Genomic DNA, 26,457 nt, shown 5'->3' with positions numbered 1-26,457 from the left:
AAATGAAACTAATTTTAAACGAGGATAACAGGTGACGCAATGGATATTAAGCATTTGCAATACTTTATAGAGGTAACCAATTTCAATAGCTTCACTCGGGCTGCCGACCATTTATTCATTACCCAGCCGACCATCAGCAAGATGATTAAAAACCTGGAAACCGAGCTAGGTGTTGAGCTTTTTGATCGGTCGCGTAAGCAACTGATCTTGACCGATGCAGGCAGGGTTGTCTTGGAGCAGGCAAAATTGATAGATAAGGCCTTTCACAATTTAGAAACGGAAATGGACAATTTATTAGGTTTGAAAAAGGGACATATACGCATCGGCCTGCCGCCGATCATCGACGCTTCTTTCTTCCCCCGAATTCTTAGCCGTTTTCATGAGGAATATCCCAATATTACCTTTCAATTAGTAGAGGATGGTTCAAAAAAGATTGAAGAATCCGTCCAAAATGACTTAATTGATATAGGCGTTATTGTCCTGCCAACCAACACCGCACTTTTTCATCATTTTGCTTTTTTAGAAGAAGACATTAACTTGATTGTTCATCCCTCCCATCCAGATTCTTGTCTGGAAGAAATCGATTTGGCCGATTTGGAAAACGAGTCTTTCATCTTATTCAATAAGGATTACGTCCTTCGAGATCTCATCATTTCATCCTGTAATGAAGCCGGTTTTTCTCCACATACCGTTATTGAAAGCTCACGCTGGGATTTCATTGAGGAAATGGTTTACTGTAAACTTGGCGTTGCTCTATTACCTGAAAGTTTATGCCGTCATGATGAACGCGTGAAGTCAATCAAGGTTAAAAACCCCTCCATTAGTTGGAATTTGGGATTCATTTGGAGTAAGGACCATTACCTTTCATACGCTGCAAAAGAATGGCTGAAATATACGAGGGAATCGTTATCTCGTAACGAGTGAATTTTAATCTGCCTGATGGGATGTAAGCACTATCATAGATTTTGGTTATGCATTTGATAACATCTAACCATTTTACAATACGTAACGGCGGGGTTAGACTTGGTATGAGTAAAAAGCACGGTAACTGCTGATGGTTTCCATTTTTTCTGAAAGGAGATATTCATGATCACTTTATCCAGTGTCGATGAGTTACACGAAACAAAAGCAGCTCTGGAGAAAATTAAATATTCATACCCCGAACTATTTAATAAACTGCTCCATGTCGTTGCCTTAACACGGACTTTTCAATTTAAATATCAATTTATGGGCACTTTAATCATGGATGAAAACCCAAACGAATACACCCCTGAATTCGTTATGCCCTCCGTTATCAGATTATATATAGAGGAAGTTCAAAAGTTAAAGGATGATCCGAATATCCAGGTATTACTTCAAACCTTCTCCCAAAATAAAAATATTGGATATGCCAAAATCAGTATGCTTGTGCTCGGTAAAAGCCCTGAATCGCTTTTAGGTGCTTCATCCATCAAATGAACCACCCCTGATATGCTCCCAAAAAAACCCTCCATTAACGGAAGGTTTTTTTCTTTAACACGTTATTAAAGCACTTTGCTCAAAAAGGCTTTGGTTCTTTCCTGCTGGGGATTATCAAAAATCTCACTGGGGGTGTTTTCTTCAATAATATAGCCTTCGTCCATGAAAATGACGCGATCACCAACTTCTTTTGCAAATCCCATCTCATGGGTCACCACTACCATGGTCATACCTTCCTTAGCAAGTTGCTTCATGACCTCAAGAACTTCACCGACCATTTCCGGATCTAGAGCGGAAGTCGGCTCGTCGAATAACATGATTTTTGGTTCCATCGCCAAAGCCCTGGCTATTGCGACGCGTTGCTTTTGCCCCCCCGATAATGAATCCGGGTATGCGTTCGCTTTCTCGGCAAGCCCCACTTTCTTAAGCAGTTCCATCCCTCTTTGGGAAGCCTGTTCTTTGGAAATCTTGCGGACCTTTAGAGGCGCAAGCATAATATTATCAAGAACAGTCTTATGTGGAAATAAGTTAAAATGCTGAAATACCATGCCAACTTCCGTTCGGACTTTATTGATATTGACCTTCTTGTCTGTCGTATCAAGTCCTTCGATGAAAATATGCCCTCCTGTTATCGTTTCAAGTTGATTGATACACCTGAGGAAAGTGGATTTACCCGATCCAGAAGGCCCGATTACAACGACTACTTCCTGAGGGGAAACGATTGCATTGATATTTTTCAATACTTCATTTTCCCCAAATGACTTCTTTAGATTCTCGACCTTGATCATTCTGTTTTCAACCTTCTTTCGAGTCTACTTAATACGAAACTTAAAATGAGCGTAAGGAATAAATAGATGAAGGCACACGCCAAATATGGCTCCCACACTTTAAAGTACTGACTCCCCATCGCCTTTCCCCAATACATTAATTCCGGGGCTGCAATGACACAAAGCAGGGACGAATCCTTCAATAATACAATGAATTCATTTCCTAAAGGAGGGATCATTCGTTTGAAAGCTTGAGGCAATACAACATGAATCATTGTTTGGGTATGGGTCATCCCCAATGAACGTGATCCTTCCATTTGCCCTTTATCGATGGATTGAATGCCCGCACGGAAAATTTCTGCAATATATGCGGCTGCATTTAAAGATAAAGCAATGACCCCGGCGGTTACTGCATTCGTTTCACCGGTAAAAAAGGGCACAATTCCAAAATGGATTAAAAAGATTTGAACTAAAAGCGGTGTTCCGCGAAAAACCGTGACATAACAGTAAAATGGAAAGGCCAGCACTTTGTTTCTCATGATTTTCCCTAAACCGATCAATAACCCCAAGAAGGTTCCGATGAGGATGGAGGAAACCGACAGCCCTATAGTAAGCAGTGTTCCTTTTAATAAGAAAGGAGCATATTCAAAAATAATATCCCAGCGAAAACTCATTCCGTTTCCCTCCTAAAGACCAAAAAAACTGCGTAACTTCACACGTAAAGTTACGCAATCTTTTACTATCCACTTGTTTTTATTGTTGTGCTTTCAATGTTTCGATATCTGGATCAGTACCAAACCAGTCTTTATAAATTTCTGCATATTTTCCATTTTCATAAATGGCATTCACAGCTTTATCGAACTCCGATTTCAATTCACTGCCTTTCGGGAACATAAGACCATAAAATTCCTCATTGAAACTTTTGCTATCTTCAACGACTTTCAGTTTTTGATCGGGGTTATTTTTCACATATTCCTCAACAACCGTATTATCAGCTACGACAGCCGAAGCTCCACCTTTCAGTAATTCCTGAATGGCCAGGTTATTGTTTTCGAACTTTTTGATGTCCTTATGATTTTTTCCAAGGAGTTTCTCTACCGCTTCCTGTCCAGTTGTACCAGTCTGAACGGCAATGACCTTCCCTTTCAATTCACTTCCTGATTTTATATCACTTTTCTCAGGAACGAGAATCTTGTTAGTTGATAAAAAGTATGGAACCGAGAAATCATAAGATTGTTTTCTTTCGTCATTCACTGTAATCGCAGAAATTGCGACATCCGCTCTCTTAGATTCGATTTCAACAAAAATCGGGTCCCACCCAACACTTTCAAGTTTAACTTCATAACCTGCTTCTTCAGCAACGGCGTTGATGAAATCAACATCGAATCCTACAATCTTATCGCCTTCAAGAAATTCAAATGGAGCATAATTGGCGTCAGTCACGATTCTGAGTGTTTTTCCATTGGACTCTTCTTCTTTACTAGTTGTCGAGACTTCTTTATCCTTTCCGCATCCTGTCATGACTAGTAACAAAGAAGCTACCATGGCAAACACTAAAAAAGAAACCTTTTTCAAAATAATCCCCTCTTCTCTCTCGTAAACTCTCTTTTTTAAAAAAAACAGATAAATCTAACTTTAGAGAACATTCAGTATATTCTTTTAAGAATATTATACGTTTATTTGTTTTTTTATTCAATAAAAAATCGACAAATAACTTTAGTAAAATAAAAGTTTAATCAATTAACTCGGTAAATCAAAAGTGCAAATATTCTCTAATGGGGAAACGGGCAGACTTTTTCCCTTTTCTCGAATTAATGGATATTATATTGAAAACAGTAAGTGAAACTTTCAAAAGGTTTAATAGAATAAAAATAAGCAGCGGCCAAATTAGCGTGGCGGCTGCTTAAATGATTATTATGGAACTTCCTTATTGCCCTCTTCAATATCTAACATATCCAAAAGGAAGATGAAGATCGGTATCCCGATGATCAATCCCCATATCCCTAGGAAATGCTCGGAAAACAAGAGGATGATGAAGGTGAAAAATGTTGGAAGATTTGTTTTTGCCGACATGAATTTCGGATTTAAAATATAGCTTTCAATTGCGTGGATCACAACAATCATGATGAGCACAGCAATCACTTTTGGCATGCCGCCGATACTATAGGCTATCATGCTAAGTGGAATGAGGGAGATGATGACCCCTGCAACCGGAATCAAACCCAGGAAGAAAATCATGATTCCTAGACCGAGCAACTGAGGGAAGCCAAGTATCCATAAGAAAGTTACCGATAGGACAGCATTCGTAATGGCTATCAAGAATTGGACCTCAATCACCTTTCCAAATGAATTGATGAATTTGACGCCAAAGTGTCCTAGGTTTATGAAGAAAGATTTAAATTTGGCACGCTTGAATTTTGATGTAAAGCGAATGATTTTATCTTTTTCCAATAAGAAAAATAGACTAAGCAACATGGAAATGAAAATTTGAAATGCCAGTTTACCGAAATCGGATATATAAAGATAGAGTGTATTCATCTGTTTTTGAAGATCGAGCGGCGATTCCAGCTCGTTCATTAAGTTAATGGCATATTGAATGACCCTGCTATCTGGTGGATGTTGAAAGAAGAAAACGATCTGTGTGACTAATTCCGTGAATTGTAGCGTAATGACCGGTAGATATTTATAAAGAACGATGGCTAAACTAGAAATGACGACTGCATATAAAAAACTTATAACAACCTTAGAATTGATATGCATCACTTTATCCAGCCGAATCATGATAAATTGCTCCAGCCTTCCCATCAGGAAAGTGAAAACAAATGTGAATAACACGATATTAACCATACTTCCGATGCTTATTAAAAAGAGGACTAACACAATTAATGTAATTAACCTTGAAAAACCTTCGCTTTGCAAATACTCTTTTACCACTTACCTATCTCCTAACTACCATTCTGCCTTGATAATTCCTTCTACTTATTATTTTACACGGAATTGAGGGATTCTACTACAATTACCTTCCATTGACAACAAAATTTTTTGAATGATCAGTAATCCCCATGATGCAGACGTTAGTTGAGAGCTTTTTAGAACATCCGATTCCATAATTCCACTGTCATTCATGCATGAAAAAACATCTGCCAAATGGGCAGATGCTAATCTTCATCCTTCACATCGATATCTTCGGGAATGGGTTCGTTATAATAATCCGCCAATTGCTTCTTATATTTTTCCATCTGTTCAAGATGCATATTAAACTGCTCTTTAAAAATCAAATGCTGCTCACCGTCATGAACGGTGCGAATTTTATTTTGAACGATCAAACTTTCTATATAAGATTCCGGCATCGATAAATATTCCGCAGTCTCTTTAATTGTCAAGTACATGCCTTCACCCCTTTTCCATACTAACTATACTAGATTGGGGGCATTATTTGAAGTGCTTGATCTTTGATTGAAAATCCCTTCAATTCCAAGGAAAGGACGAAACCGGATTCAGGGGTTTTTGGCATGTTACCTACCCAGCTTAATCGATTACAGTAAATAGAACATTTTGGACGGAATTCCAAACAATAACTTACAATCCCTTCCAATAACATGTAAGATAATGTTAAAGTACAATATACATAGATTAAGAGGAGTGGACAAAAATGACCTTCTTTTATGTCATTCTTGCGGCAATTTTTGCTGTTATCCTGGTCAATTTCTTGAAACGGCTAAGTGAACCGGCTAAATTAGAACGCTATCAAAATGAATTCCGTAAATACCATGCGGAAACTCTAGACCTGCATTCAACGGAAATCGTTTCAGAAGCATTGATAGAAAAGCTTAATAAAGCACTGGATTTCAATTATATGGAAAAGGTCAATGCTGAATTCCGACTGAAGCATCCACGTGACTCACAGATAAAGGTCAATCAGGCTTGGCGTGAATTGAAACGCTATTTGATTATGGCTGCAGTGTTTGGAAAAGTTGAAATGTTTAATTCAGTCATCGATGAGTTATGGCACATCATGCTGAAATATAGACAGGAATATGATGAGTTTTGCCAGGCTTTCATCGGTAGGACCATTCAACACCATCCGCATTCAGAACCTGTTTTCAAACCCGAAGAGCGTACTCTTTTTGACTTTTACTATGTACAGCTATTTACGGTGGATTCCCATTCCATTCAAAAATGGGGCAAATTTTTCAAACATGATAAAGGGCAAACACTTCTCCGCGATTTTGAAACGTTGGAGCTGGAGCAGTTAAAAGAGAAATATATGAGGAAACCGACAAGTATACAAGCGGAACGGACCTTTGAATCTTTCACTTCCCAATTTAAAGAAAATCGCCCCATGACAGAATTGAATTGGCGGAAAACGTACGACCAGACGGACTACGCAGCTCCTGCCTATTTCACTTATGCAAGTACCGATGATTTTGACAGCGAATTTAAAGATATTTTCGGGAATGAATCGAACACAGTTTCCTCTGGATCCGGCCATGGTGGCGATCATAACAGTTCCCATGACAGCAGTTCTGATTCCTCTTCTAGCTGTTCTTCATGCAGTTCTTGTTCGTCATGAGCTTTTCGCTTGGAAAAACATTTGAATAAACGCGAAAAAACCACTCTGTATGCTTTCAGAGTGGTTTTTTATGATTTTGATGATGTTCTCATAATGGATTTCTACTAATTCTTCACAAACTTTATCTCAGATGTTTTGAAAGTCTTCAAAACCAGCTCCATGAAAAGTTAGATAGATTCTACTATGAGTTTGGTTTTTTCAGAGGATCATTCAAAATTGAAAAGATATTAACCAAAATTGGAACAATGTCCTCTATTAATTTTTATAGAATTTAATTTATAGCTTTTAGATTATTAATTAAAAGGAGAAGAAAAAATGAAAAAACATTTTTTAGCAATTTTAGCAACGATTTTAATGTTTTCCACTATTGCTCCAAGGAGTTACAACTGATATGGATGATAAAGAGATACGGAAATTCAGACCAGTTTTTGTATCTGCAAATTTGGAAAATAAGAAAAAATTAGTACAAGGTTTAACTGAAGATCGAGTGAAATTAATTAAAGAATTAAAAAAGTATAGAAATGCCCTTTCACCATTTTTAATTAATGTTTTGCAAACTAATCTAGATGAGTGGGAAATAGAAATTCATGATTGGCAAGAGGAAATAAAAAAAAAGAAAAAGAGAAAGAGAGCTTTTAAGTGCTCTCAGTTTGTAGACAAAAGGGGTTCGGAATTTATAAATTCCGAACCCCTTTTGAGATTCCCTTTGAATTTTCGTCCAAGGTTAAGAGATTGGGGCTGTGCAAGCCACTCTTTTAGGCCATTATTAGACATTGCCATGTCCAAGTGGCTATCTCCTTCAAATTATAGGTAAGCATCGCCTTCATCGGAAATTTTTTAAGGCGTCTATTTCCTTCTTCATTAATTCCACCGATTGAACCAATTCTTGATCCTTTGTTTATTTTTCTCGAGAACCTCCTTCGATGTCCGGTTGTCTTTTTGTTTTTTCCATTCAAAGAAAGAGGCAATTCCGATAAGCAGCCCTCCGCCAATGATTAAATACAGCCACCATGGCATCTCGCTCCACATCGAATTGGTATTCATATAGACATTGAATAAAATGGTGCCAGTTCCAGCGATGAAATAGGATTTGTATTTCATCATGAAGCCAACGAGCATTGCTGCCAATGACACCGTTCCGATAATGAGCGCATCGTATAAAGTGTTGCCCACCATTGCATCAATGATCAAGACTAAAAACAGGAGGAATACAATACCCATCTCGATATATTGTGTGATTTTGCCTTTAACAAAGATTTTCCTCAGCAGAATGGTGCTGACAATGAACAGCGGCAGTATATTTACCTCCTCCTCAAGTACAGCTGGTATCGTGAATTGACCCGTGATGACCCAATACGGATAGAGACTGAATAATATCGCTGCAGCTAATTGGGTTTTTCTTTCCATCATTCCTGTCGTCGTGCTTCTCATCAAAATGAAATAGATTGGAATCAACAGTGCCACGATGATTTGCAGAAGGAAATGTGCTGGTCCCCCCGTCAAAACATCCATGTTCATGGCAAGAAGAAACAGCAAGCCATAGACTCTGTAAAAGTCCAATTGAAGTCCTGCCCCGCCTTTAGTCAGCAGGCCTTTAAAGAATTTCCTGCTAAGCAGTACCATTATGGCCGCACACCCAAAAAGGACTGTCATACCAACCAAATGCCGTAATGTGTCCGTATACATGATGATGGTCCAATACGGATACAAACTGATAATTCCCGTCAGCCAAACGTAGATGCCCTTTTCTTTTACATCCTTTGTGAAACTTCCAATCAAGATGAAGTAAACCGTGATCAAGAGTGAGACAAAAACTTCGAGTAACTGGCTTGATGTTTCAGTTACTGGAATTCCCCTATTCATGGCCAGTAAAAATAACAGGCCATATATCCTGTATCCATCGATAGTAATACCTGTATCTTCCTTTTTGATTAAGCCATTGAAATAACGTCGGCTTAAAAGCAGCATTCCTAACATACAGCTGAAAAGGACCATCAATCCCATTACAACCGATAGGCTTTCGGCATAGTCGACGATGATTAGGAAAGGATATAGACTGACTAGAGCAGCAATATTGGTATAGATTTTCCTTTCTTGCTTTTCCGTTGTTAAGCTTCTCAGGAAAATGAAATAAGCGGTTAACAAGAGCGATACAAAGACTTGGAGTAACTGTTGATCAGTATCATGAAAAACCTCCGCATTCATATCGATCACAAAGAATAAACCATAGATTCTGAAAGGATCAAAGCTGATGATGCCTGATCCGTTTTTCTTGAGTAACCCGCTGGAATACAGCCTGCTTAGCAACAACATTCCTGCCATACAGCCGAAAAGAACAGCCAAACTCGTGACGATTGGGAGTGTATGGGCATAGTCTATGATATTAATGAAAGGGAAAAGTCCGATGATAGCCGCTATTCCTGAGTAAATGCTTCTTTCTTTCTTATAGATCGTGAATCTTCTCATCAGGATGAAGTAGCTAGGCAACAGCAGGGAAACAAAAATCCCCAAAATCGCAGAACCTGTATCGCCCATAAACACTTCCAGATTAAGAGTACAGAGATATAACAAGCCATAAATCCGATAATAATCAATGACTCTTTTCGTTCCCACTTGGTTGACCAATCCTTTGAAATGGCGACTGCTGGCAAACACCATCACAGCCATGCATACAAACAATACGATTATCGCAAAAACCAGAGGTAATGTATTTGCATACATATTGTAGAAAATGAACGCCAGGGTCAGAGGAATCACAACATAGTTCCGCCAATTCCTTTGCATGAGCAGATACCAGGCAAACAAGAACTGTCCAGTCATCACCCCTACCCAGACCAACTCGCGGTTAAGCGGAAAGTCCCGGATTGCCGTTTCCAAGATGGATATGCTTATCCCTAAATGAATGAATGGAATAAAGTAATACTCCATGATTCCTTTCCAATTCTTATTGGATAACGCCCACAGAATGGTTATGAGTCCTGCTGTTATCATCATGCATATTGATGTAATGAATACCATTTGCTCCATGTTTACCACAAATAAATGGACCTGTAGGAAAAGGACTGAAAACCCTAGGTACGTAAAAACGTATACTCCCCATTTCACATGCGCCCTAAAAGCACTCAAAATATAAATCAACAGTTGCGCAACATATAGGAACGGCGAACTTTCCGTTTGGGCAATGAGCATATATCCAACAGGAATCGCCAGTAAATTGGCAAGGTGACTTGCGTAAAAGAAGTACAGTTTCCCATTTTTTGAGTATTTCCCAAGCCATTCTCCTAATAGGAAAAAGATAATGGGGCCGATCAACACGAACGCAATCTTCAACACCATTGAACCAAAATCAAAAACATCGTAGAGTGAAGCATATAAGCTGGCACTTGTAATTACGACAGGCACCCAGAATATGTGCTTCCGATGGATATGGACGGACCAACCATTTATTGCAGTAGCTACAGCAATCACTCCGCTTGCCTCCAAAGGATTCAGTGAATCGAATGAGATCCATATCAAGGAAAGGAAGGAAAGAATCTGTCCACTATATGCAAAAACAGGAAAGAATTTATGATATTCCTTTTTAAATGTATAAGCTGCACCTATTGAAATCAGCGAAACCCCCATTAAATAGAGGCTGACCGGGATATATGAACGGACCCACTCTAAACCTTCCAACAAATATGGATAGAAAGCAACCAAAGCCAAAACGAAAGTGATTGGAAATCCGTATATGGCGTTTTCCTTCATATGCTTACTATCGTCTTTAATATATGTGATGAAGAAAAGTCCAGAGATCATGGCAAGGGCTACGCTAACTGCAAGCCAATCCATTTCGCTGAATTTACTGGTCAGTATCACTAACATGGTCATTGGGGAGATAAGTAAGATACTCCGCTTAAACAGGCTGTACTTCGGGTGACGGTTATATAAATATAATCCAAGATATTGAATGACCTGAAGAACAAAAATCAAATTCAAACCGGTAGAAAAAGTGACTGGTAAAGCAAAGAAAAGATATACGAACGCTAAGTTGAAAACAACAACAGCAGGGTACGTGAAGCTTGATTTTCTCGATTGAACGGAAACATAGACAAGCTGTGCGGATACTATCATGAGCGCGATGAATATTTGCGCATAGACTTCCTGGTAAGCCATCGCGTTTATATATAAGAAAACGATCCCGCTCTCAATCAAACTTGTAAACATGAAATTCTTCGAAAGCTTAGTCATTTTGAATTTGGCCAGATATTTTGAAAGAGCGGTAAAAATGATTGGTACAAGTGCAAAAGCAATGACCATGTATTCACTTAATAATGAATTAGAAACAAAATGGATATATCCATACGTAAAAACGGCACTAAAAGCCATTTCATAATATTTTTTTTGAAATTTTACGGCAAAAATTAAAAACAAAACAGAAAAGAACATCAACGTTAGTGAATACACCAAGTTACTAGAAAATAACGTCAAGATTACAAAGGCTTCAACGATGATCTTAAACTGGATGAATTGAAAAATGAATGGTTTGAATAACGTTAATGCTTTTTGATTTTTCAATTGCTCAATATTCCATAATAGAATTAAATTAAGAATGCCAATGGCCAAAAACATCCACTCGATTGTCGGCGTCACAAAGGCTAAACCGAAATAACAGGTAATACCGAACGTGAATATGGAAATGAAAATGAATATTTTCGACTTAAAGTAGTCAGCAATCTTAAAATAAATGGCTAAGCAGAGTAATCCTCCAAGAAACCCCAGAAGCCCCCGCCCCCCACCATTAAGTGAAAGGTACTCTCCAAAAATCCGATAATATGAAGCTGATAAAATCGTAATCGGAATGAATAAACCCGCTAGCGTCAAGAATGCAAAAGCCGTCTGTTTAATTTTCAGCTTCGAAGCGATGAAGGCCATCCCCGCAAAAATGACGGAAACCATTCCTATGAAGAAAACTTTCAGGACCGCATTCAAATTCCCCCATGAAGAGGTTGCTAAAATCAATCCGCCGAACAGAAGTAATATGACCCCAGTAAGCAGGATGACAGAGATATTCCGTTCCCTGATTTGCTCAGGTGTTTTCTTCAGCTTTGCCGGTTTTACTGGTTTCTCCAGCTTGATTGCCTGCTGTTGAATAACCGGTTTCCTATCAGTGATCTCCTTGACAGGTTCAAGACTATCCTCCGAAACTGATTTATTAGGTTCATACCCGGAATTCTCACCTTTCATTATCGATTCGTTCAATCCATCAGATTTCAGTAATTCCAATGAAGACTCCTCAATCAGGCTATCTTGAACCTTCATCTCGGGACTATCACCGATAACCTTCTCAGGTCCTTGGATGGATTTCTTTTTTTCATGCTCTAAGCGCTTTTGTTTATGGAGGGCTAATTGGAAATGCCGATTGTATGCCCTGCTAATCCGGATATATTCTGATTTAGGGATGAGCCGCCTTTCCCATAAAACATCCAGCTCTTCTTGGAAAATACGCTTCCTTCTTTCTAATGTCATTTCTTCATTTGAAGAATCATTCATCCCAAGATTCCCCTTCCTTCAAATAGACCTTCTATCATCTTATGTATATTCTCTTTTCGATAATAACAAAGTTTTTCCATTTTTTAAATATTCAGGATGATACGTATATGAAACAACGAAGCCAGTGGTGTTCCTCCTGACTCAAAAAAAAGAATGACTTCCATTGAAGCCATTCAGCGTCTTTCCATTGATTTTACTTTATCCTCGCTCCTGATAATGCATAGATAAACGATCATTGAAATGAAAATCGAGGCGGCTGCCGTGATATAGATGCTTCTATAGCCGAAGAGGAAGCCTATCTGCCCGAACACGATAGCACCTATACCCACTCCAAGATCGAAAAATGAAAAGTATGTTGCATTCGCCATCGCCTTCCGATTAGGTGCCGTCTTTTCAATCGACCATGCCTGCAGCGCCGGCTGAACAGAACCGAATCCAAATCCATAAAGCACTGCAGCGGTGTAAAGGACTGCTTCATTAGGCATCCACGCGAGCAGTAGCATCCCAGTCATGATGAGTAATGTTGAGGGCACAAATACTGCACGATGTCCCCTTCGGTCATATAATCGGCCCGCAAATAATCTCGTGACCATGAGGGCCATTGCATATACCAAAAAGTACCACTGGATCCCATCTACACCTTTTTCCGCTGTATAAAGGGGCAGGAAGGTTGCAATTCCACCAAATGTAACGGAAATGAAGAAAATGAGCAAAGATGGCTGAAGGGCACTTTTTTCATATATATCAAACCTTTTGGCTGCCACTGCCGTCGATGGATCACTTTCCACTTTTTGATATCGAATAAGTGATGCAGTAATGATGGCAAACAAGCCTAATAATGAACAAATCAGAAACAACTCTTGAAACGGAAGGACCGTAACTAGAAAAAGACCTAATGATGGCCCGAATGCCAGTGCTAAGTTACCCGATAATCCGTAATAACCCATCCCCTCACCACGTCGTTTCGCAGGGATGATATCGGAAGCAATCGTTCCTGAAGCCGTTGAAGAAAATCCCCAGCCGACGCCCTGTACAATCCGCATCATGAATAACAAGCCGATGCTCCCCATAAAACCGAAGGAACCCACTGACAATGCGAAAATGGCTAACCCAATAAGAAAAACGATGCGTCTTCCCTTCGTCTCCAATAATCTGCCGGCAATTGGCCGAACAAGCAAGGCCGAAAAAGTGAAGATTCCAAGAACAGCCCCCACCAGGCGGTCGTCACCACCAAGCTGCTCAACAAACAGCGGGAGGGTCGGCATCGTCATTTGAAACCCCATGAAGATGCACATATTTGCCAAACAGATCATGATGAAATCACGTGTCCAGATTTTATCAGACCCTCTTACCCGTTCATCCACTAAGGTTTCCCTCATATCCCTTCACCTTCTAATTAAAATAGTCATTGCCAGTTTACTAAAATTGGTTAAAATAAGCGAATGATTTATTTCGTGCACCTAAATATATATATATAAATAAAAGCCCAGTATGACACTGGGCTCCATTCTACGAACATTATAAAAAGTGCTTAAGCGGCTAATAATTGGTCCCGGTTTTGTAAAAATCCCGATTGATAACGATGAACATTATATTCTTCTTCGAAACTTCTCCCGTAACATCCATTAAATTAGTATATTTTTTTATTCCGCCAAAACCTTAAAGTTGCCAAAAGACTTTCCAGCGGCGCATTATCCCAACAATTTCTTTACGGGACAATTATTACATAAGACTGAGAAACAGCATGAAGAGATTCGTATAGTAATGAAGAAGGAGAACCTTATAAACACTTAGAAAAGTAAAAACATTAAAATGTTTTTCATTATTTCCTTAGAAGGGGGACCACTTCTAGCAAATTACCCACGCTATTATAAAATGAAAAACCACTAGCATCTTCTCTATTATTGGAAACTCGTCAATTCCTCTCTAGCCGATCAGTACTTTGTTCCAACAAATATTAGCTTCTGTTTATGAAAAAAAAATGGCCGCATAATTGAAAAAGCCGATCCCAATTGGGTCGGCTTTTTCATGCTTCACGACTATTTCGTTATCTCGATTTTCCCATTATTCGCTTCCAATTTCACTAAGTTTTCACCTTTGCCAATGACAGTATTTCCCTCATGCTTACCAAGGATATCTACTTTCCCATTGTCGACATGAACATCGAAAGTTGTATTTGTTGGTTCATTCTCCGTTTTAATCATGATTTTACCGTTATTACATTCGAGATCGATCATCCTATCCAAGTCTTTCGTGACCAATGTGATTTTACCATTATTCGATGACCCAACCAGTTTTCCCTCTACATTATTAAGATCTAGTTTCCCATTAGCAGATTTCACTTCGACTTTTTCGGTTACTATATCATTCAGTTCAACCCGGCCATTTTGAGATTCAACCATTAGATTTTCACTTTTCAATCCTGATATTTGCATTTTTCCATTATCAGACTCGACGACAAAGGATTTATAAGATTTATCAGGTACAAATACTTTTAAATGTAAGGATTGTATATGAAAACCAAAGCTAAAGGTACTTCGGTCTTCTAATTTTACCGAAAGCTTCTTTCCTTCCACATCTGCAGTGAAATCCAACTTGGAAACATTCACCCCTTTTGAAACCAACTCAATCCGGGTCTCCTTATCCTTCGTTGGAAGAATCTCTACAACTGCATTGTCAGTGTCGATTTGAACATCCGTCACGATTTCTGAAATCGTTTTTTCCTCTGTAGTCGCCTTCTGGTCCATAACCTGGGAAAACGTAAACAGACTTCCTATCACTCCGACCAATAACAATACAAGTGCAATAATCGATAATTTTTTAGCATTAATCATTTTTCAAACCGCCTTTCACAAGGGAAGCGTTAAATTTTAAATAGCGAATGAACCCTTTGGTTAAAGCACTCGTAGCAACAAACATTCCCATGGCAATGAAAATGCCAATCCCGCTTAGTCCCAATGCGAAGAACAGGTCGAAAAACTGAAAGTTACCTATCGCAAGGTTGAAAAGAGCGCCAAACGGAGCAAGAATGAATGCTATCGCCGAAGTCCAGCCTGCAATGACAACTCCAACCAATGCTATAAAAGGTCCCAAAACGATCACTAAATTAAAGAATCCCAAACCAATGACTGCCCAAACTGCCCGCATTACATTACCGGCAGAAGTCGTTTGTTCGACCTGGCCAAGATGATAGGATGCCATCAGCTCCTTGGAAATCTGTTTAGGATTCCCAAGGGAGGTGGAGATTTCCTGCTCTGACTTCCCTTTTTCCATTCCAATTGCGAAATACTCTTCGTAATCTTGGAGGATATCTTCCCGTTCCTCTAAGGAAAGTCTGGTTAAAGAGGCATTCAATTGTTTTAAAAACTGTTCTTTATTCATTGGTTCACACCTTCCTTGATTAATTGGTTGACCCCATTGGAAAATTCATTCCATTCCATCAGCAGCTCTTGAAGGTATCTCCGGCCTTTGTCGGTTAACTTATAATACTTGCGCGGAGGCCCTTCTGTTGATTCTTGCAAATAAGTCGTAAAATACTCTTCCTTCGTCAATCGTCGCAAAAGTGGATATACCGACCCTTCCGATATTTCAATTTGATCCGAAATCTTCTGTACAAGTTCATAACCATAACGATCCTGCTTATCCAATAAGGCCAGGACACACAGTTCCAGGACACCCTTTTTAAATTGTACATTCAAAGCACCATCACTCCTTCCAAGAGTCTTTTAGTATAGTTCAATAGACAGTACTGAACACCGAACAATACATCTTATGTAAATAATTTACCACACGGTATTGTTTATTGCAAGGTACTGAAAATATTTTTTTGGTCTTACATGCATTCCAATTAGGGTAGAAGAAAATTAACATTATATTCAAAGCTGTAAGAGAATACGATGTATAATAGTAAAATGTGGAAGGAGGAGTTACTTTGGCCAACAAAGAAATAACGAAAAAGCAATTCGAGTTTCTTGAACATGAATTTAATTACCTTGAAAAGGAAGGAGTCATCTCCCAGCAAGAGAAAGTGAGGATGTTAGGTTCCTATGATATAAAAGGTAATTTGAGCTTCATCACTATTCTATTATCCATTGGGGCACTTCTTTTAGGTTTAGGCATATTGACCTTCGTAGCCAGTAACTGGATCTATTTAAGTAAAGCGGTTAAATTCCTGCTTATCATTGCATGCCTCATCGGAGTGAATTTTGCTGGCGTGAAGGTGCAGGTACGCTTTCCCAAAACGTCACGAAGTCTGCATTATGCAGGTATTCTGATTTTTGGTGCAGGAATTTTTCTAATCGAGCAGATGTTTAATATTACCATCAATTTCAACAGTTCCTTTTTATTATGGGCGATTGGAACGGCATTCATTGGATACTATTTGAAGGATGTCTTCATCCTCCTTTTTACATCTTTCCTGCTTTTCATTTATATTAACGGAAGTATATTCGCTGATGAAACGTCTTATCCGCTTGCCATTCTTATATTTCTACCGGCTTTATACATTTTGTTAAAGAAATTCGATTACCCTAAATATCTGACCTTTTTCATTAACGCTTTAGCCATCAATACAATTGCCTTATTTCTTATGGAATTCGTGCCGAAGCTGGATGTTGAAAATTCGAATACGATTGTGCTTTCTATTCTGTTTGTACTGGGAATCGTGCTTGCCTATATTCCTGTAAGAGCCAAATTACAAAACATCACCCACATACAAGGGCATATCTTACATGGTATTACGGCACTCTTCCTAACCTTTGATTTTTCAATCTGGTTCCCTTTAGCTTATTTCGTTTTTCTGCTTTATCTCATTCTAAAAGGCAGTTTGACCAGCATCGTGATAATATGTGCACTGATTTTCAGATATTACATCTACTCCTTTGACTTCCTGCCAAAATCGCTTACATTCATTATCGGTGGAATCATGCTTATCGGTTTTGGCTTCTTCTTTGAAAATCAACGAAAAAAGGGAGGGGAACTCAATGAATAATCCATCATTCCGTCCACTCTTCATATTTTCCATTCCAGTCTTGATTCTGTTAGTCTTGGCGATTCCTCCGGTCTGGACAACAATGACAGGAGATGTAATCAAAATCAAAACAGCCCCGGTTGATCCGACTGACTTATTTAGGGGAAGCTATGTGGCTTTGAAATACGAAATTGAATCCGTTAAACCATCCCAAGTCGATGACTCGATTAAAACCGAGTTCAATACAAGGAAGATGGGTGATTATAAAAAGGTATATGTACGTTTAAAACAAAACTCTGATGGACTATACGATGTTGATTACGTAACGAAAGAAAAACCCGCCAAAGGCGTTTACCTAAAAGGGGAATTGGAAATCCCATATGAGCTTCAAAATGCGGAAACCATACAGATCAGATACGGTCTGGACAATTATTTCGCATCCGAAGAAAAGGCAAAAGAGATGGAGAAGGACGCATTGGCCAATCCTTCAGTGGCCGTGGTAAAGGTCCGTAATGGCAATGTTGTTTTAACGGATATCATCATTGAATGAATGCCCCCCGGATATGACTAGCAAAAAGAGCATCGGATTTTCGATGCCCTTTTTTTTTGCTCGACTTTTTTCATATGAAATTCAGCTTGTTACTTAATGACTCGTTTTGCCCCTATATATTTTTCTTTCCAATACTTATCACTCATTTTGACCACCTTGACCCCTTTGGTGGTGGTCCCGACAAATGTACCATTTCCATAATAGATTCCTACAAAAGAGACCTGCCCTTTCTTACCGGTGGCATAGAAGACCAAATCACCCGCTTTTAAGTCTTTTTGTTTCAAAGCCTTTCCTATTTTATACTGTTCGGCACTCGTTCTTGGAATCTTCATTTCTGTCGCGGCATTTTTATATACATACTGGGTAAGACCGCTAGCATCAAATCCTTTTGGTGTCGTCCCCCCATATTTATATTTGCTCCCCACCTGCTTCTTTGCCAAAGCGGCAACTTCATCACCATAATTGATAGAGGCTGAAGCATTAGCCGGACTGAATATGAATGCCGCCATCAATGCTCCAATTAATACTATGGCTGCAAGCCATTTTGAAACTGGTAAACTATAACTCATCCTTTTTCCTCCCTAAACTGAAAATGAACCACAATTTTAAATGTATGTTGCCTTTCGGTTTTCAGACCAAAAATCATTTTTTAATTCGTTCATCATAATCTTTGCAAAAAACAAATAACCAGAGATCGCCGGTGTGTAACTAGTCCGGTGTTCTCTGGTGGATTCTACTCTTCAGTAGATGAAAGAATCGAGGCCCATTATTTAGGCTCCTCGTATTTTCTAGCATTCTCACTGTCACTTATGCCTTTCGTGGTATGATCGACCACACCGCCGACCCCAAAGAATGTAAGCGCTATGAAGTTAATGATGCCCAAAGCCCCGTTCAATGCATCATCAGTAATGGTAAAGCCTATAGGAGTAATGAAATTGTTTATGAATGCGGCAACCATCTGCGCCAATATTAAAAGCCCAGGAAGGAGTACCGTGAATATAAACGTCGGGTTCTTAAGACGGACTCTCCAGTTGATCATTGCTTTTCCCCCCTCTCTATCATATTAAGCCCACTTCATTGAAGATAGTTACGGACTTGCTATATATTATGCGGCTTGTCCTTTTTACGTTCGGATATTCCATTAATAATCTATCTCGCTAGTTTCCCATAAACATAAAAAAGCCCATCCGAGGATGGACCTTCTCTTAAACATAAAAGTAGTTTTAAAAAAAGCTAGAGAGCGCCTTACTTTAACAAGTAAGTAACAACCTCCTCAAGGTCTAAATACTCCTCAGCGTGCCAGTTGATTCCTTCCTTCAGAAAATAAGCTTCTGCCTCTATAGGCGAATTGGAAGTCACCGTCCGCAAACCTTTTCTCTCAATCTCCCCCGGAATGGATACTGGCGGCAAATCCTCTGCCATCCAGAACCGTTTATACTGCTGAGCCAATTTATCCTTTTCGAATTCACCTATCATTTGCCCCCGGTTTATAAATATGAGGTAATCGGCAAGCCTGCGGATATCCTCCATTTGATGAGTGGAAATAAATATCGTCTTTTCTCCCCTTTCCATCCACTCAATCAAAAAGTCCGTGTACTTCCGTTTTGAGACGATATCCATATGTGCGGTCGGTTCATCCAGAATCAATAATTGGACATTTCTGGACAAAATCAAGGATGCTAGTAACTTCTGTTGATTACCCTGTGATAATTTTCCATACTTCTTATTCATAGGTATCTCGAAGGTTTTCACCATACTCGCAAACCTAGTATCATCCCAAGTCGGATACCATTTAGAGAATAAGACCATTAATTCATTTCCCGTAAAAGAGTCACAGCCCATCAGAGTTTGAGGCTGGTAAGCTATTTTATTTTTCCAACTTTCATCATCTTGGTTCGTATTCGATCCAAAAACGATAATATCACCCATATCCTGTCTCGCCAGCTGCATGATCGTTTTCAGCAGTGTACTTTTCCCTGCACCATTATTCCCGACCAAAGCCGTAACTGTACCCGATTCAAGCGTAAGGTTAATCGGTCCTAACAAGAAATCCTCGATTTTCTTTTCAACGGAAAGAACTTCAAGTGATGTCGTCATCAACCTTCCCCTCCCTTTTTCATTTTAAGCTCGTCAATCAGTTCTGCAAAAATCCTCTCGATTTCTTCAAATGTGTAATTTTGTTGAAGTGCTGATTCAATGCTTTTCTCCATCGCTTGCTGGACGGATTTGATTTTCACACTCCGAATGAGACTTTCCTCCACTTTTGCAACGAAGGTCCCTTTTCCCTGGATGGTAGTGATGAAACCTTCCAGTTCCAAATCCTGATAGGCTCTCCTAGTGGTAATTGCACTGATTTCCAGATCCTTCGATAGCGTTCTTATTGAAGGCAAGGGGGCACCTGGAGCCAGTTGTCCACTTGCTATCATGGCTTGAACCTGACCAGCTATCTGATGATAAATGGGGACTCTTGATTCTTTTGATAAATGAACCGGAAGCTCCACTTTTCTTTTCCTCCCCGGATATCTTATTTTAAATAATCTATTTTTTTCATTTGCTTTACCATGTAATGCTTACAGTAATAATAACCGCTGACCGTTATCACTGCTGAAACAGCCATTGACCAAATAGGGAAAACCTTCGCTGCTTCCATCGATAAGCCAACGATCCCTGTATCAGTTTTCACGTAAAGCCATACGAGAATTAACGTGACTCCCCCATATATGATGACACCCCACATTAACAGCATCATTGGAGTGATCCTGTCTCCTACATCGCTTGCCGCGAACGTGAAGGCAGATGATATCCCAAAAACCAGCCAGATGAGCATAAACGCAAGGTATTCAATAATGCTCATCGTTTCGAGAAACCTAGGAGAAAATAAGATCAAGAACAATAGTTGAAAAGGCAGGCTGGGAAACAGTGCTTGAACTAAGCGACTCTTCATCAACACTTCTTTTTCTATAGGCAGGGTATTTAACATCATGAAAAATGGCGAACCCCAGATTTCCCCATCCACCTTTTGATACTGTAATTCTTTCGATCTAATCGTATATGGAACCAAACCAAATAACAGCAGGAAAGCAATATCAATGAAGATAGAGGGTAGTTTATCTCCATCTTTCCACACAACCGTATACATAAATGCAATCGCAATAAGTATCAAAAGCAAACTGAGGATCCCGATCCAAGATTTTTTCCATTCCATTTTTGCTAACCAGAAAGCGTCTTTCCACGTATCCATGTACGCATGCTCCTTTCAAATTGTTATAGTGTTTATATCTATATACACAGTATATGTTAAAGATATCCAATTCGCAACCATAAACAAGATCTTTCAAGTGAAGTTAAACTGGATATAGGAACACCCTCTTTCGAAAGTCAGAATGAAAAGGTATGAGAGAGATTGAGAGAAACCCATTTTAATTACGGAAAGTGTAAATAGCAGGAACTCCCAAACAGGGAATCCATAAATGATTGAGGAGGTGTAAAGTAAGGATGAAAAAGTATCTACTTTTCACGATTTGTTTCTTATTGATATTCATGATATTGCAAGTATTAACCGGACTGATTCTAGCTGCTGCTTATGACCCGGATTTTTCGGGAACAGGTCAGATCGGCGGTACATTATCCCATGAGGTCATTTTTGTTCAACGTTCGCAAATGCCTTTAATGATACTTGCTGCAATCTCTGCTACATCAGCTAATTTCATTTTAAATAAAATCACGAAAAAATATTTAAGCGGGAGAAAACAAAAAGAAAGAACGTTCGATCCGTGATCGAGCGTTCTTATATCCTGAACATATTGAATGAATGTAAATAAAACGATAGGCATGATAGATGCTTTTCATATTTGAATGAGATTAAATCCTTAGAGTTATTTAATACTCGAACCTTCACTTTTCCTTTCAACTGCTAGAATTCCACTCAATTCCCCTTCAAAAACCATCGAATCCGTTCAGCAGCTTCCGTCAATCTCTCAACCGGTTGGACCAAAGCCATCCGGACATACCCTTCACCCTGCTTCCCGAAAGCATCTCCGGGGACGACTGTAACCCCTGCTTTTTCGATCAATGCATAGGAAAAATCGCGTGATTTCCACCCAGCTGGAATTTGGGCCCAAATAAACATCGTGGCTGAGGTTTTCGGGACATGCCATCCCCCATCGGCAAGGCCTGATATCAAGGCATCTCGACGGGACTCGTATTCCTTAACCTGATCGGATAGCAGCGAAAGGTTGGAAGTAAGCGCCATTTCGGCAGCTTTTTGGATAGGATAAAAGACCCCATAATCGATGTGTGATTTCAAAGTTCCCAGAATGTTCAGCGCATCGCGATTGCCGACCGCATACCCAATGCGGCATCCGGCCATATTAAATGTTTTGGAAAGTGAATTAAATTCAATTCCTACTTCCTTGGCACCCGGAATGGACATAAAACTAATTTGTGGATGATTATCAAAAATCAACTCAGAATAAGCAAAATCGTGAACCACCAAGATTTCATTCTTTTCCGCAAACGATATGACTTCTGAAAAGAAAACTTCATCAGCAAGGGAGGTGACAGGATTTCCTGGATAACTGATGATCATCATTTTCGTTTTTTGCACTATTTCATCCGGAATTTCGTTGAGCTGGGGGAGGAATCCGTTATCGGCAGTAAGCGGCATCGGATGAATGATTCCGCCGGCAAGCTCTACACTCGCTTCATAAATTGGATATCCCGGATCTGGCACCAGCACATAATCTCCCGGGTTTATCATCGCCGTTGCCAAGTGTGCAAGTCCATCCTGGGATCCCATCAGTTGAAGGACTTCCTTTTCTGCATCCAGCTCCACTCCATACCGCTGCTGATAAAAATAACGGACTGCTTCATGGAACTCAGGAGTACCTTTTAACGTATACCCGTAGGAATTTGGATCCTTCGCATATTTCACAAGCGTTTCCACTACAAAATCAGGCGGTGGTAAATCCGGACTTCCTACACTCAAATCGATAACATCCATCCCTCTTTTCATTGCTTCCTGCTTGCGGGTAGCCAACTCTGAAAATATCCCTGTTGTGAATCTTCCGACTTTTTCAGATGGAGTCATATTCATTTATGATTCCCCTCCATTATTGATCTTATATCTATCATTATAGCAATCAATCTCCGGTATTTTATACCCTTAATTAGTGCTCCTCAGTATCTGTTCAAGTGCTTCTTCAAGATGATGGAATTTAAATGCATACCCTTCCTTTTCCAACCTCTCAGGTATGACCCAGCGGCTTTTTAATATCAATTCCGTTTCGGTCCCCATAAAGAAAGCCCCCATTTCAAGCATGGGTGTTGGGCATGGCATTCCTATCTTTTTATTCATGATTTTTCTCAAATGGGCCATTAATTCGCGATTTGTAACTGGATGCGGTGAAGAACAATTGAATACCCCGCTCAATTCCTCATTCTTTCTCAAAAAAAGGACAATATTAAATAAATCTTCTATATGTATCCAACTGAATTTCTGATTTCCTGATCCTTGATGGCCTCCCAGGCCGAATTTAACCAAATTCCTATAAGGGGTCATCACTCCCCCATCGCCCAATACAATGGCGATCCGTAAAGCAATTTGTCTCGTCTTGGGTAATTGGAAATCGAAAAATGAGCGCTCCCATGCTTTAGCTACATCAACGGAAAAGCCTGAACCGATCACACCATCCTCTTCCGTCATTGGTTTATCTTCAGCATGCCTGTATATCGTTGCCGTACTTGAGTTTATCCATAGTGAAGGTGGATTTTCACATTGTTCGATCGCCTGTCCGAGCACTTCAGTCGTATCAGTTCGTGAATCCAATATTTCTTGCTTATTCTTGACATTATAGCGGCAATTGACCGTTTTTCCTGCTAAGTTGATTAACATATCCGAATTATCGATCGTTTCCCTTATTCCTTCTTTATCTTCCCAGCCAATATGAGGGGTTTGCCTGGAGATGATCCTTACCTCATACCCCAAATTCCTGAAATGCCTTTCAAAGTATTGACCGACAAAACCAGTCCCGCCCGCTAAAACCACTTTCTTCAGCATATAACCAACCCACTTTCTCTTATGAGTTAATAGTACGAATAATAACCAGTGACACCCTTTTTTGTGAATTAATTCACAAAGATTATACCATATTATTACATTGAATGGTAGCACGAATACATAACATACCGCTGAGCAATAATTGATGAACTTGTCCAAGCAAAAGGGAAAATTACACATAAATTAGTAATGTGGAAAATTATAAAACAAAGGGATGATTTCAGTGTCAAACAAAAAACTAAGAAGAACTGGTAATTCCGGAACTGGTAATTCTGGAACTGGCAATAGCAGCCGTAGGACTGCCTTGAGAAGAGTCTTAGAAAATTTTTTAAACAATAATAGAGGTACTTCAATCAAGGAACCCACTTCTATCAAGGAATTTGAAAGGGATTAGAAGGATGCTTTTTTGAAATTAATAGGGAATCCCTTTGGACTATTCTAAAGGGATTCCCTGTTAAAATACTGTTTTCTGATTTTTGGTTATGTATTTACATGTACCAGCTATATATTTCTAGTGAATAACTGTTATATCTAATAGAGATAAGGAGAAGTTATGATGTATTTTTTTCGAGACTGGAAACCTAAAAAAGATATAAAGAAATTAACTGATATTACGGTAAAAAATTTTCGGGTTTCGTCCGATAAAGCGAATGAAATTTTGCAAAAGTCACACAAGGTACTTGTGATTTGTAATGATAAAGGTAAAGTAGTGGGGTTTCTTTGTTATAATCTTTATTTATATAAAGTTGCTCATATTAATTATGTAATCCTTGACAAGAAATATAGAGGAAAGGGAATTCTGCAATCCCTTTTACCAGAATTAGTAGCATATGTGAGAAAAAAAGGAATCCTTGTAGTGTCCGGTTTTGTGAACAAAAATAACCCTGAAGCATTGCAAAAGTTTAAAGGCCTTGGATTTAAACCGATTTTAATTTATCATGATGACATTCTAATTCAATCCCTGATTTAAAAAGGGCCTACTGCCCCTTATAGCGTAAATAAGAAGAAAAATCGATTAAAATACATTCTGTTTTACCATTCATTAACTGGAATTCTCTGTCTGGTACTAATAAGGAATAGAAGATTACCCCGAATATATGAATCTTTTGTTATTCCCTGCAATGAAAAACTACGGAAAGAAATCGCCTGTAAATTCTACATGGATTCATAGGCATTTTCCCTGTAGTCTCTTCGACCATTTAATACCCTATCATGATCTGACCCTCTCTAGGTTGCTTCATTGAACTGCCCTTTTCTACATGTAGTCACGTACAATTCAATAGAATGAAACCATCCGCCCGTATGTCTTACCTTGTCTTGATATTTGAGTTCCCATTAAAAAGGTCAACCAGTAAAAGCTGGTTAACCATATCATACGTTTATCTTCATTGAATAAAACAGGAGCGGTGCTGCACATATTAGAAGAAATACGCAATGATTTTATACCTCAACAGAATGTAAATTTTTTTCTATATTTTCAAAATCACCCCATATCTTCAGCACTCATTCGTGTATAGTGATTGTATACCTGCTTAAAGGGGAGATAATTATGAAATCGATAGAACTAATCATCTTAAATATGGAAGAGGTTAGAAGAAGAAACATTAAACTATGGACTTCAATACCTAAAGACACACTCCATTGGAAACCAGACGACAAGGCAATGAGCTGTTTAGAAATGGTTAGACATGTCCTTGATAGTGAGCATTACTATCATTTATCTATTAAAAATCAAGGTAGCTTACCAGTTTACGAATCACCATTTGAAAAACAGCCACTTATCTCTGTAGAAGCGGAATTAAACTTTGCCGAACCTTACAGGCGTGATTTTTTGGAAACAATAGTATCCTTTAGCGAAGACGACTTATCCAATATTAAAATTGATCGCTCTAATGTAGGATATATCAGGGATTTAGGAGACATGTTGCTAAGAATCGCTTATCATGAGTCTGTACATACTGGTCAATTATTGGACTATTTAAGAACTGCTGGAGTTCCTAGAATTAGTGTTTGGGATTAACAGCATCATCTTCAAAGGGTGTTTCACATGGTGAAGCACCCAGACTGTAGGCAAACTCAATGAAAATCGAGTTTGCCTACAGTTTTTTTATTGCTTGTACAATTTGGACGTTGATTTCCGCTCCAGGCACTCGCTTTCCGCGGGCGGTCCGGGAGCCTCCTCGGCGCCTTTGCGCCTGCGGGGTCTCCCCCTGGACGCGCTTTTCCCGCAGGAGTCTCGCACCTTCCGCTCCAATTTACTTAGTTTTAACTTTTAGATAGAACCCTTTTGCCTAAAGTCTTTATTGTTTTAAAATAGAATTATTTGAACTTGAGGTGATGAGGATGCTTGCTAAACATGATTCTAATCAGCGAGATCAAATTGAAATGATTACTTTAAATCAACTGGTGCCGCAGACCGCAAAAGTTTTATATCGGAAAAGATAGTAACACCTGGAAATAAACATGAGAGTCAAATCTTAGAGCCACTTGTTGAACAAGTGATTGAGAAAGTTGGAAAACCGGAAGCAGATGCAACTTATAAATTCCCTG

26 protein-coding genes are annotated in these 26,457 nt (G+C 39.1%); 9 read left to right on the top strand and 17 right to left on the bottom strand.

Annotation, left to right across the window (positions count from 1 at the left end; translation table 11 throughout):
* Positions 1–39: 39 nt before the first annotated feature.
* Together cidR and QUF78_RS04455 are read left to right on the top strand one after the other, a co-directional pair.
* Positions 40–924 (top strand): cidABC operon transcriptional activator CidR, encoded by an 885-nt coding sequence (cidR, locus tag QUF78_RS04460; protein WP_289323744.1) that lies wholly within the window; start codon positions 40–42, stop codon positions 922–924.
* Positions 925–1,086: 162 nt separating this feature from the next.
* Entirely contained in the window at positions 1,087–1,458 is a 372-nt protein-coding gene (locus QUF78_RS04455; RefSeq protein ID WP_289323743.1) for a hypothetical protein, read from the top strand.
* A 65-nt stretch (positions 1,459–1,523) separates the two neighbouring features.
* Here QUF78_RS04455 and QUF78_RS04450 read toward each other — a convergent pair whose 3' ends face one another.
* The 5 genes from QUF78_RS04450 to QUF78_RS04430 all read right to left on the bottom strand — a co-directional run bounded on the left by QUF78_RS04450 (position 1,524) and on the right by QUF78_RS04430 (position 5,614).
* Complete coding sequence (locus tag QUF78_RS04450) at positions 1,524–2,246, bottom strand: amino acid ABC transporter ATP-binding protein (RefSeq protein ID WP_289317938.1); 723 nt, start codon at positions 2,244–2,246, stop codon at positions 1,524–1,526.
* Positions 2,243–2,899 carry an amino acid ABC transporter permease gene (locus tag QUF78_RS04445; protein WP_289317939.1) on the bottom strand — a complete coding sequence of 219 codons (657 nt, stop codon included), beginning with the start codon at positions 2,897–2,899 and terminating at the stop codon, positions 2,243–2,245. Before QUF78_RS04445 ends, QUF78_RS04450 begins: the two co-directional genes overlap by 4 nt.
* Before the next feature lie 79 nt (positions 2,900–2,978).
* A complete protein-coding gene (locus QUF78_RS04440; RefSeq protein ID WP_289317940.1) occupies positions 2,979–3,800 on the bottom strand; it encodes a basic amino acid ABC transporter substrate-binding protein in 822 nt (273 codons plus the stop codon).
* Between the two features lie 339 nt (positions 3,801–4,139).
* Entirely contained in the window at positions 4,140–5,159 is a 1,020-nt protein-coding gene (locus QUF78_RS04435) for an AI-2E family transporter (protein ID WP_289323742.1), read from the bottom strand.
* Between the two features lie 224 nt (positions 5,160–5,383).
* Positions 5,384–5,614, bottom strand: coding sequence for an excisionase family DNA-binding protein (locus tag QUF78_RS04430; RefSeq protein WP_289323741.1), 231 nt, complete (start codon positions 5,612–5,614; stop codon positions 5,384–5,386).
* A gap of 263 nt (positions 5,615–5,877) precedes the next feature.
* On the opposite strand from QUF78_RS04430, the gene QUF78_RS04425 reads away from it, so the two are divergent.
* Positions 5,878–6,798, top strand: coding sequence for a glycine-rich domain-containing protein (locus QUF78_RS04425; RefSeq protein ID WP_289323740.1), 921 nt, complete (start codon positions 5,878–5,880; stop codon positions 6,796–6,798).
* A 391-nt stretch (positions 6,799–7,189) separates the two neighbouring features.
* Positions 7,190–7,612: a hypothetical protein gene (locus QUF78_RS04420; RefSeq protein ID WP_289323739.1), complete on the top strand. Its 423-nt coding sequence runs from the start codon at positions 7,190–7,192 to the stop codon at positions 7,610–7,612.
* A 47-nt stretch (positions 7,613–7,659) separates the two neighbouring features.
* Here QUF78_RS04420 and QUF78_RS04415 read toward each other — a convergent pair whose 3' ends face one another.
* The 5 genes from QUF78_RS04415 to QUF78_RS04395 form a co-directional block, all read right to left on the bottom strand.
* Entirely contained in the window at positions 7,660–12,330 is a 4,671-nt protein-coding gene (locus QUF78_RS04415; RefSeq protein WP_289323738.1) for a hypothetical protein, read from the bottom strand.
* Between the two features lie 173 nt (positions 12,331–12,503).
* Positions 12,504–13,709 carry an MFS transporter gene (locus tag QUF78_RS04410; protein ID WP_289323737.1) on the bottom strand — a complete coding sequence of 402 codons (1,206 nt, stop codon included), beginning with the start codon at positions 13,707–13,709 and terminating at the stop codon, positions 12,504–12,506.
* A 660-nt stretch (positions 13,710–14,369) separates the two neighbouring features.
* Positions 14,370–15,164 carry a DUF4097 family beta strand repeat-containing protein gene (locus QUF78_RS04405; RefSeq protein WP_289323736.1) on the bottom strand — a complete coding sequence of 265 codons (795 nt, stop codon included), beginning with the start codon at positions 15,162–15,164 and terminating at the stop codon, positions 14,370–14,372.
* Positions 15,157–15,711: a DUF1700 domain-containing protein gene (locus QUF78_RS04400; RefSeq protein WP_289323735.1), complete on the bottom strand. Its 555-nt coding sequence runs from the start codon at positions 15,709–15,711 to the stop codon at positions 15,157–15,159. The genes QUF78_RS04405 and QUF78_RS04400 overlap by 8 nt, the downstream gene beginning before the upstream one ends.
* On the bottom strand, positions 15,708–16,028 hold the full coding sequence (locus QUF78_RS04395) for a PadR family transcriptional regulator (RefSeq protein ID WP_289323734.1): 321 nt from the start codon (positions 16,026–16,028) through the stop codon (positions 15,708–15,710). The genes QUF78_RS04400 and QUF78_RS04395 overlap by 4 nt, the downstream gene beginning before the upstream one ends.
* A 233-nt stretch (positions 16,029–16,261) precedes the next feature.
* Between QUF78_RS04395 and QUF78_RS04390 the strand changes: the two genes are divergently transcribed.
* Positions 16,262–17,320, top strand: a complete 1,059-nt coding sequence (locus QUF78_RS04390; protein ID WP_289323733.1) for a DUF2157 domain-containing protein — start codon at positions 16,262–16,264, stop codon at positions 17,318–17,320.
* Positions 17,313–17,849 carry a GDYXXLXY domain-containing protein gene (locus QUF78_RS04385; protein ID WP_289323732.1) on the top strand — a complete coding sequence of 179 codons (537 nt, stop codon included), beginning with the start codon at positions 17,313–17,315 and terminating at the stop codon, positions 17,847–17,849. The genes QUF78_RS04390 and QUF78_RS04385 overlap by 8 nt, the downstream gene beginning before the upstream one ends.
* An 89-nt stretch (positions 17,850–17,938) precedes the next feature.
* Here QUF78_RS04385 and QUF78_RS04380 read toward each other — a convergent pair whose 3' ends face one another.
* From QUF78_RS04380 to QUF78_RS04360, 5 genes are all read right to left on the bottom strand, one after another.
* Entirely contained in the window at positions 17,939–18,418 is a 480-nt protein-coding gene (locus QUF78_RS04380) for a C40 family peptidase (RefSeq protein WP_289323731.1), read from the bottom strand.
* A 197-nt stretch (positions 18,419–18,615) separates the two neighbouring features.
* Positions 18,616–18,888, bottom strand: coding sequence for a phage holin (locus QUF78_RS04375; RefSeq protein WP_289323730.1), 273 nt, complete (start codon positions 18,886–18,888; stop codon positions 18,616–18,618).
* Positions 18,889–19,094: 206 nt separating this feature from the next.
* Positions 19,095–19,946 (bottom strand): ABC transporter ATP-binding protein, encoded by an 852-nt coding sequence (locus QUF78_RS04370; protein WP_289323729.1) that lies wholly within the window; start codon positions 19,944–19,946, stop codon positions 19,095–19,097.
* Positions 19,946–20,350 carry a GntR family transcriptional regulator gene (locus tag QUF78_RS04365; protein WP_289323728.1) on the bottom strand — a complete coding sequence of 135 codons (405 nt, stop codon included), beginning with the start codon at positions 20,348–20,350 and terminating at the stop codon, positions 19,946–19,948. The genes QUF78_RS04370 and QUF78_RS04365 overlap by 1 nt, the downstream gene beginning before the upstream one ends.
* Before the next feature lie 23 nt (positions 20,351–20,373).
* Positions 20,374–21,090 (bottom strand): hypothetical protein, encoded by a 717-nt coding sequence (locus QUF78_RS04360; RefSeq protein ID WP_289323727.1) that lies wholly within the window; start codon positions 21,088–21,090, stop codon positions 20,374–20,376.
* A 254-nt stretch (positions 21,091–21,344) separates the two neighbouring features.
* On the opposite strand from QUF78_RS04360, the gene QUF78_RS04355 reads away from it, so the two are divergent.
* Positions 21,345–21,626 carry a hypothetical protein gene (locus tag QUF78_RS04355; protein WP_289323726.1) on the top strand — a complete coding sequence of 94 codons (282 nt, stop codon included), beginning with the start codon at positions 21,345–21,347 and terminating at the stop codon, positions 21,624–21,626.
* A 148-nt stretch (positions 21,627–21,774) separates the two neighbouring features.
* On the opposite strand, the gene QUF78_RS04350 is transcribed toward QUF78_RS04355, so the two are convergent.
* Positions 21,775–22,944, bottom strand: coding sequence for an LL-diaminopimelate aminotransferase (locus QUF78_RS04350; RefSeq protein ID WP_289323725.1), 1,170 nt, complete (start codon positions 22,942–22,944; stop codon positions 21,775–21,777).
* A gap of 69 nt (positions 22,945–23,013) precedes the next feature.
* Complete coding sequence (locus QUF78_RS04345) at positions 23,014–23,907, bottom strand: TIGR01777 family oxidoreductase (RefSeq protein WP_289323724.1); 894 nt, start codon at positions 23,905–23,907, stop codon at positions 23,014–23,016.
* A 556-nt stretch (positions 23,908–24,463) separates the two neighbouring features.
* On the opposite strand from QUF78_RS04345, the gene QUF78_RS04340 reads away from it, so the two are divergent.
* Both QUF78_RS04340 and QUF78_RS04335 read left to right on the top strand, forming a co-directional pair.
* On the top strand, positions 24,464–24,877 hold the full coding sequence (locus QUF78_RS04340; protein WP_289323723.1) for a GNAT family N-acetyltransferase: 414 nt from the start codon (positions 24,464–24,466) through the stop codon (positions 24,875–24,877).
* Positions 24,878–25,456: 579 nt separating this feature from the next.
* On the top strand, positions 25,457–25,927 hold the full coding sequence (locus QUF78_RS04335; RefSeq protein ID WP_289323722.1) for a DinB family protein: 471 nt from the start codon (positions 25,457–25,459) through the stop codon (positions 25,925–25,927).
* Positions 25,928–26,457: the final 530 nt, after the last annotated feature.

Origin of the sequence: Peribacillus sp. ACCC06369, assembly GCF_030348945.1 — a bacterium.
Lineage (GTDB): Bacteria > Bacillota > Bacilli > Bacillales > DSM-1321 > Peribacillus.
The sequence above is the reverse complement of the archived record's forward strand: the minus strand, read 5'-3'. Positions and strand labels throughout refer to the sequence as shown.

Excerpts from the sequence above, each read along its gene's own strand:
- cidR (WP_289323744.1), top strand. The coding sequence starts at position 40 with ATGGATATTAAGCATTTGCAATACTTTATAGAGGTAACCAATTTCAAT.
- QUF78_RS04455 (WP_289323743.1), top strand. The coding sequence starts at position 1,087 with ATGATCACTTTATCCAGTGTCGATGAGTTACACGAAACAAAAGCAGCT.
- QUF78_RS04450 (WP_289317938.1), bottom strand. The coding sequence starts at position 2,246 with ATGATCAAGGTCGAGAATCTAAAGAAGTCATTTGGGGAAAATGAAGTA.
- QUF78_RS04445 (WP_289317939.1), bottom strand. The coding sequence starts at position 2,899 with ATGAGTTTTCGCTGGGATATTATTTTTGAATATGCTCCTTTCTTATTA.
- QUF78_RS04430 (WP_289323741.1), bottom strand. The coding sequence starts at position 5,614 with ATGTACTTGACAATTAAAGAGACTGCGGAATATTTATCGATGCCGGAA.
- QUF78_RS04425 (WP_289323740.1), top strand. The coding sequence starts at position 5,878 with ATGACCTTCTTTTATGTCATTCTTGCGGCAATTTTTGCTGTTATCCTG.
- QUF78_RS04420 (WP_289323739.1), top strand. The coding sequence starts at position 7,190 with ATGGATGATAAAGAGATACGGAAATTCAGACCAGTTTTTGTATCTGCA.
- QUF78_RS04415 (WP_289323738.1), bottom strand. The coding sequence starts at position 12,330 with ATGAATGATTCTTCAAATGAAGAAATGACATTAGAAAGAAGGAAGCGT.
- QUF78_RS04410 (WP_289323737.1), bottom strand. The coding sequence starts at position 13,709 with ATGAGGGAAACCTTAGTGGATGAACGGGTAAGAGGGTCTGATAAAATC.
- QUF78_RS04405 (WP_289323736.1), bottom strand. The coding sequence starts at position 15,164 with ATGATTAATGCTAAAAAATTATCGATTATTGCACTTGTATTGTTATTG.
- QUF78_RS04400 (WP_289323735.1), bottom strand. The coding sequence starts at position 15,711 with ATGAATAAAGAACAGTTTTTAAAACAATTGAATGCCTCTTTAACCAGA.
- QUF78_RS04385 (WP_289323732.1), top strand. The coding sequence starts at position 17,313 with ATGAATAATCCATCATTCCGTCCACTCTTCATATTTTCCATTCCAGTC.
- QUF78_RS04380 (WP_289323731.1), bottom strand. The coding sequence starts at position 18,418 with ATGAGTTATAGTTTACCAGTTTCAAAATGGCTTGCAGCCATAGTATTA.
- QUF78_RS04375 (WP_289323730.1), bottom strand. The coding sequence starts at position 18,888 with ATGATCAACTGGAGAGTCCGTCTTAAGAACCCGACGTTTATATTCACG.
- QUF78_RS04370 (WP_289323729.1), bottom strand. The coding sequence starts at position 19,946 with ATGACGACATCACTTGAAGTTCTTTCCGTTGAAAAGAAAATCGAGGAT.
- QUF78_RS04360 (WP_289323727.1), bottom strand. The coding sequence starts at position 21,090 with ATGGATACGTGGAAAGACGCTTTCTGGTTAGCAAAAATGGAATGGAAA.
- QUF78_RS04355 (WP_289323726.1), top strand. The coding sequence starts at position 21,345 with ATGAAAAAGTATCTACTTTTCACGATTTGTTTCTTATTGATATTCATG.
- QUF78_RS04350 (WP_289323725.1), bottom strand. The coding sequence starts at position 22,944 with ATGAATATGACTCCATCTGAAAAAGTCGGAAGATTCACAACAGGGATA.
- QUF78_RS04345 (WP_289323724.1), bottom strand. The coding sequence starts at position 23,907 with ATGCTGAAGAAAGTGGTTTTAGCGGGCGGGACTGGTTTTGTCGGTCAA.
- QUF78_RS04340 (WP_289323723.1), top strand. The coding sequence starts at position 24,464 with ATGTATTTTTTTCGAGACTGGAAACCTAAAAAAGATATAAAGAAATTA.
- QUF78_RS04335 (WP_289323722.1), top strand. The coding sequence starts at position 25,457 with ATGAAATCGATAGAACTAATCATCTTAAATATGGAAGAGGTTAGAAGA.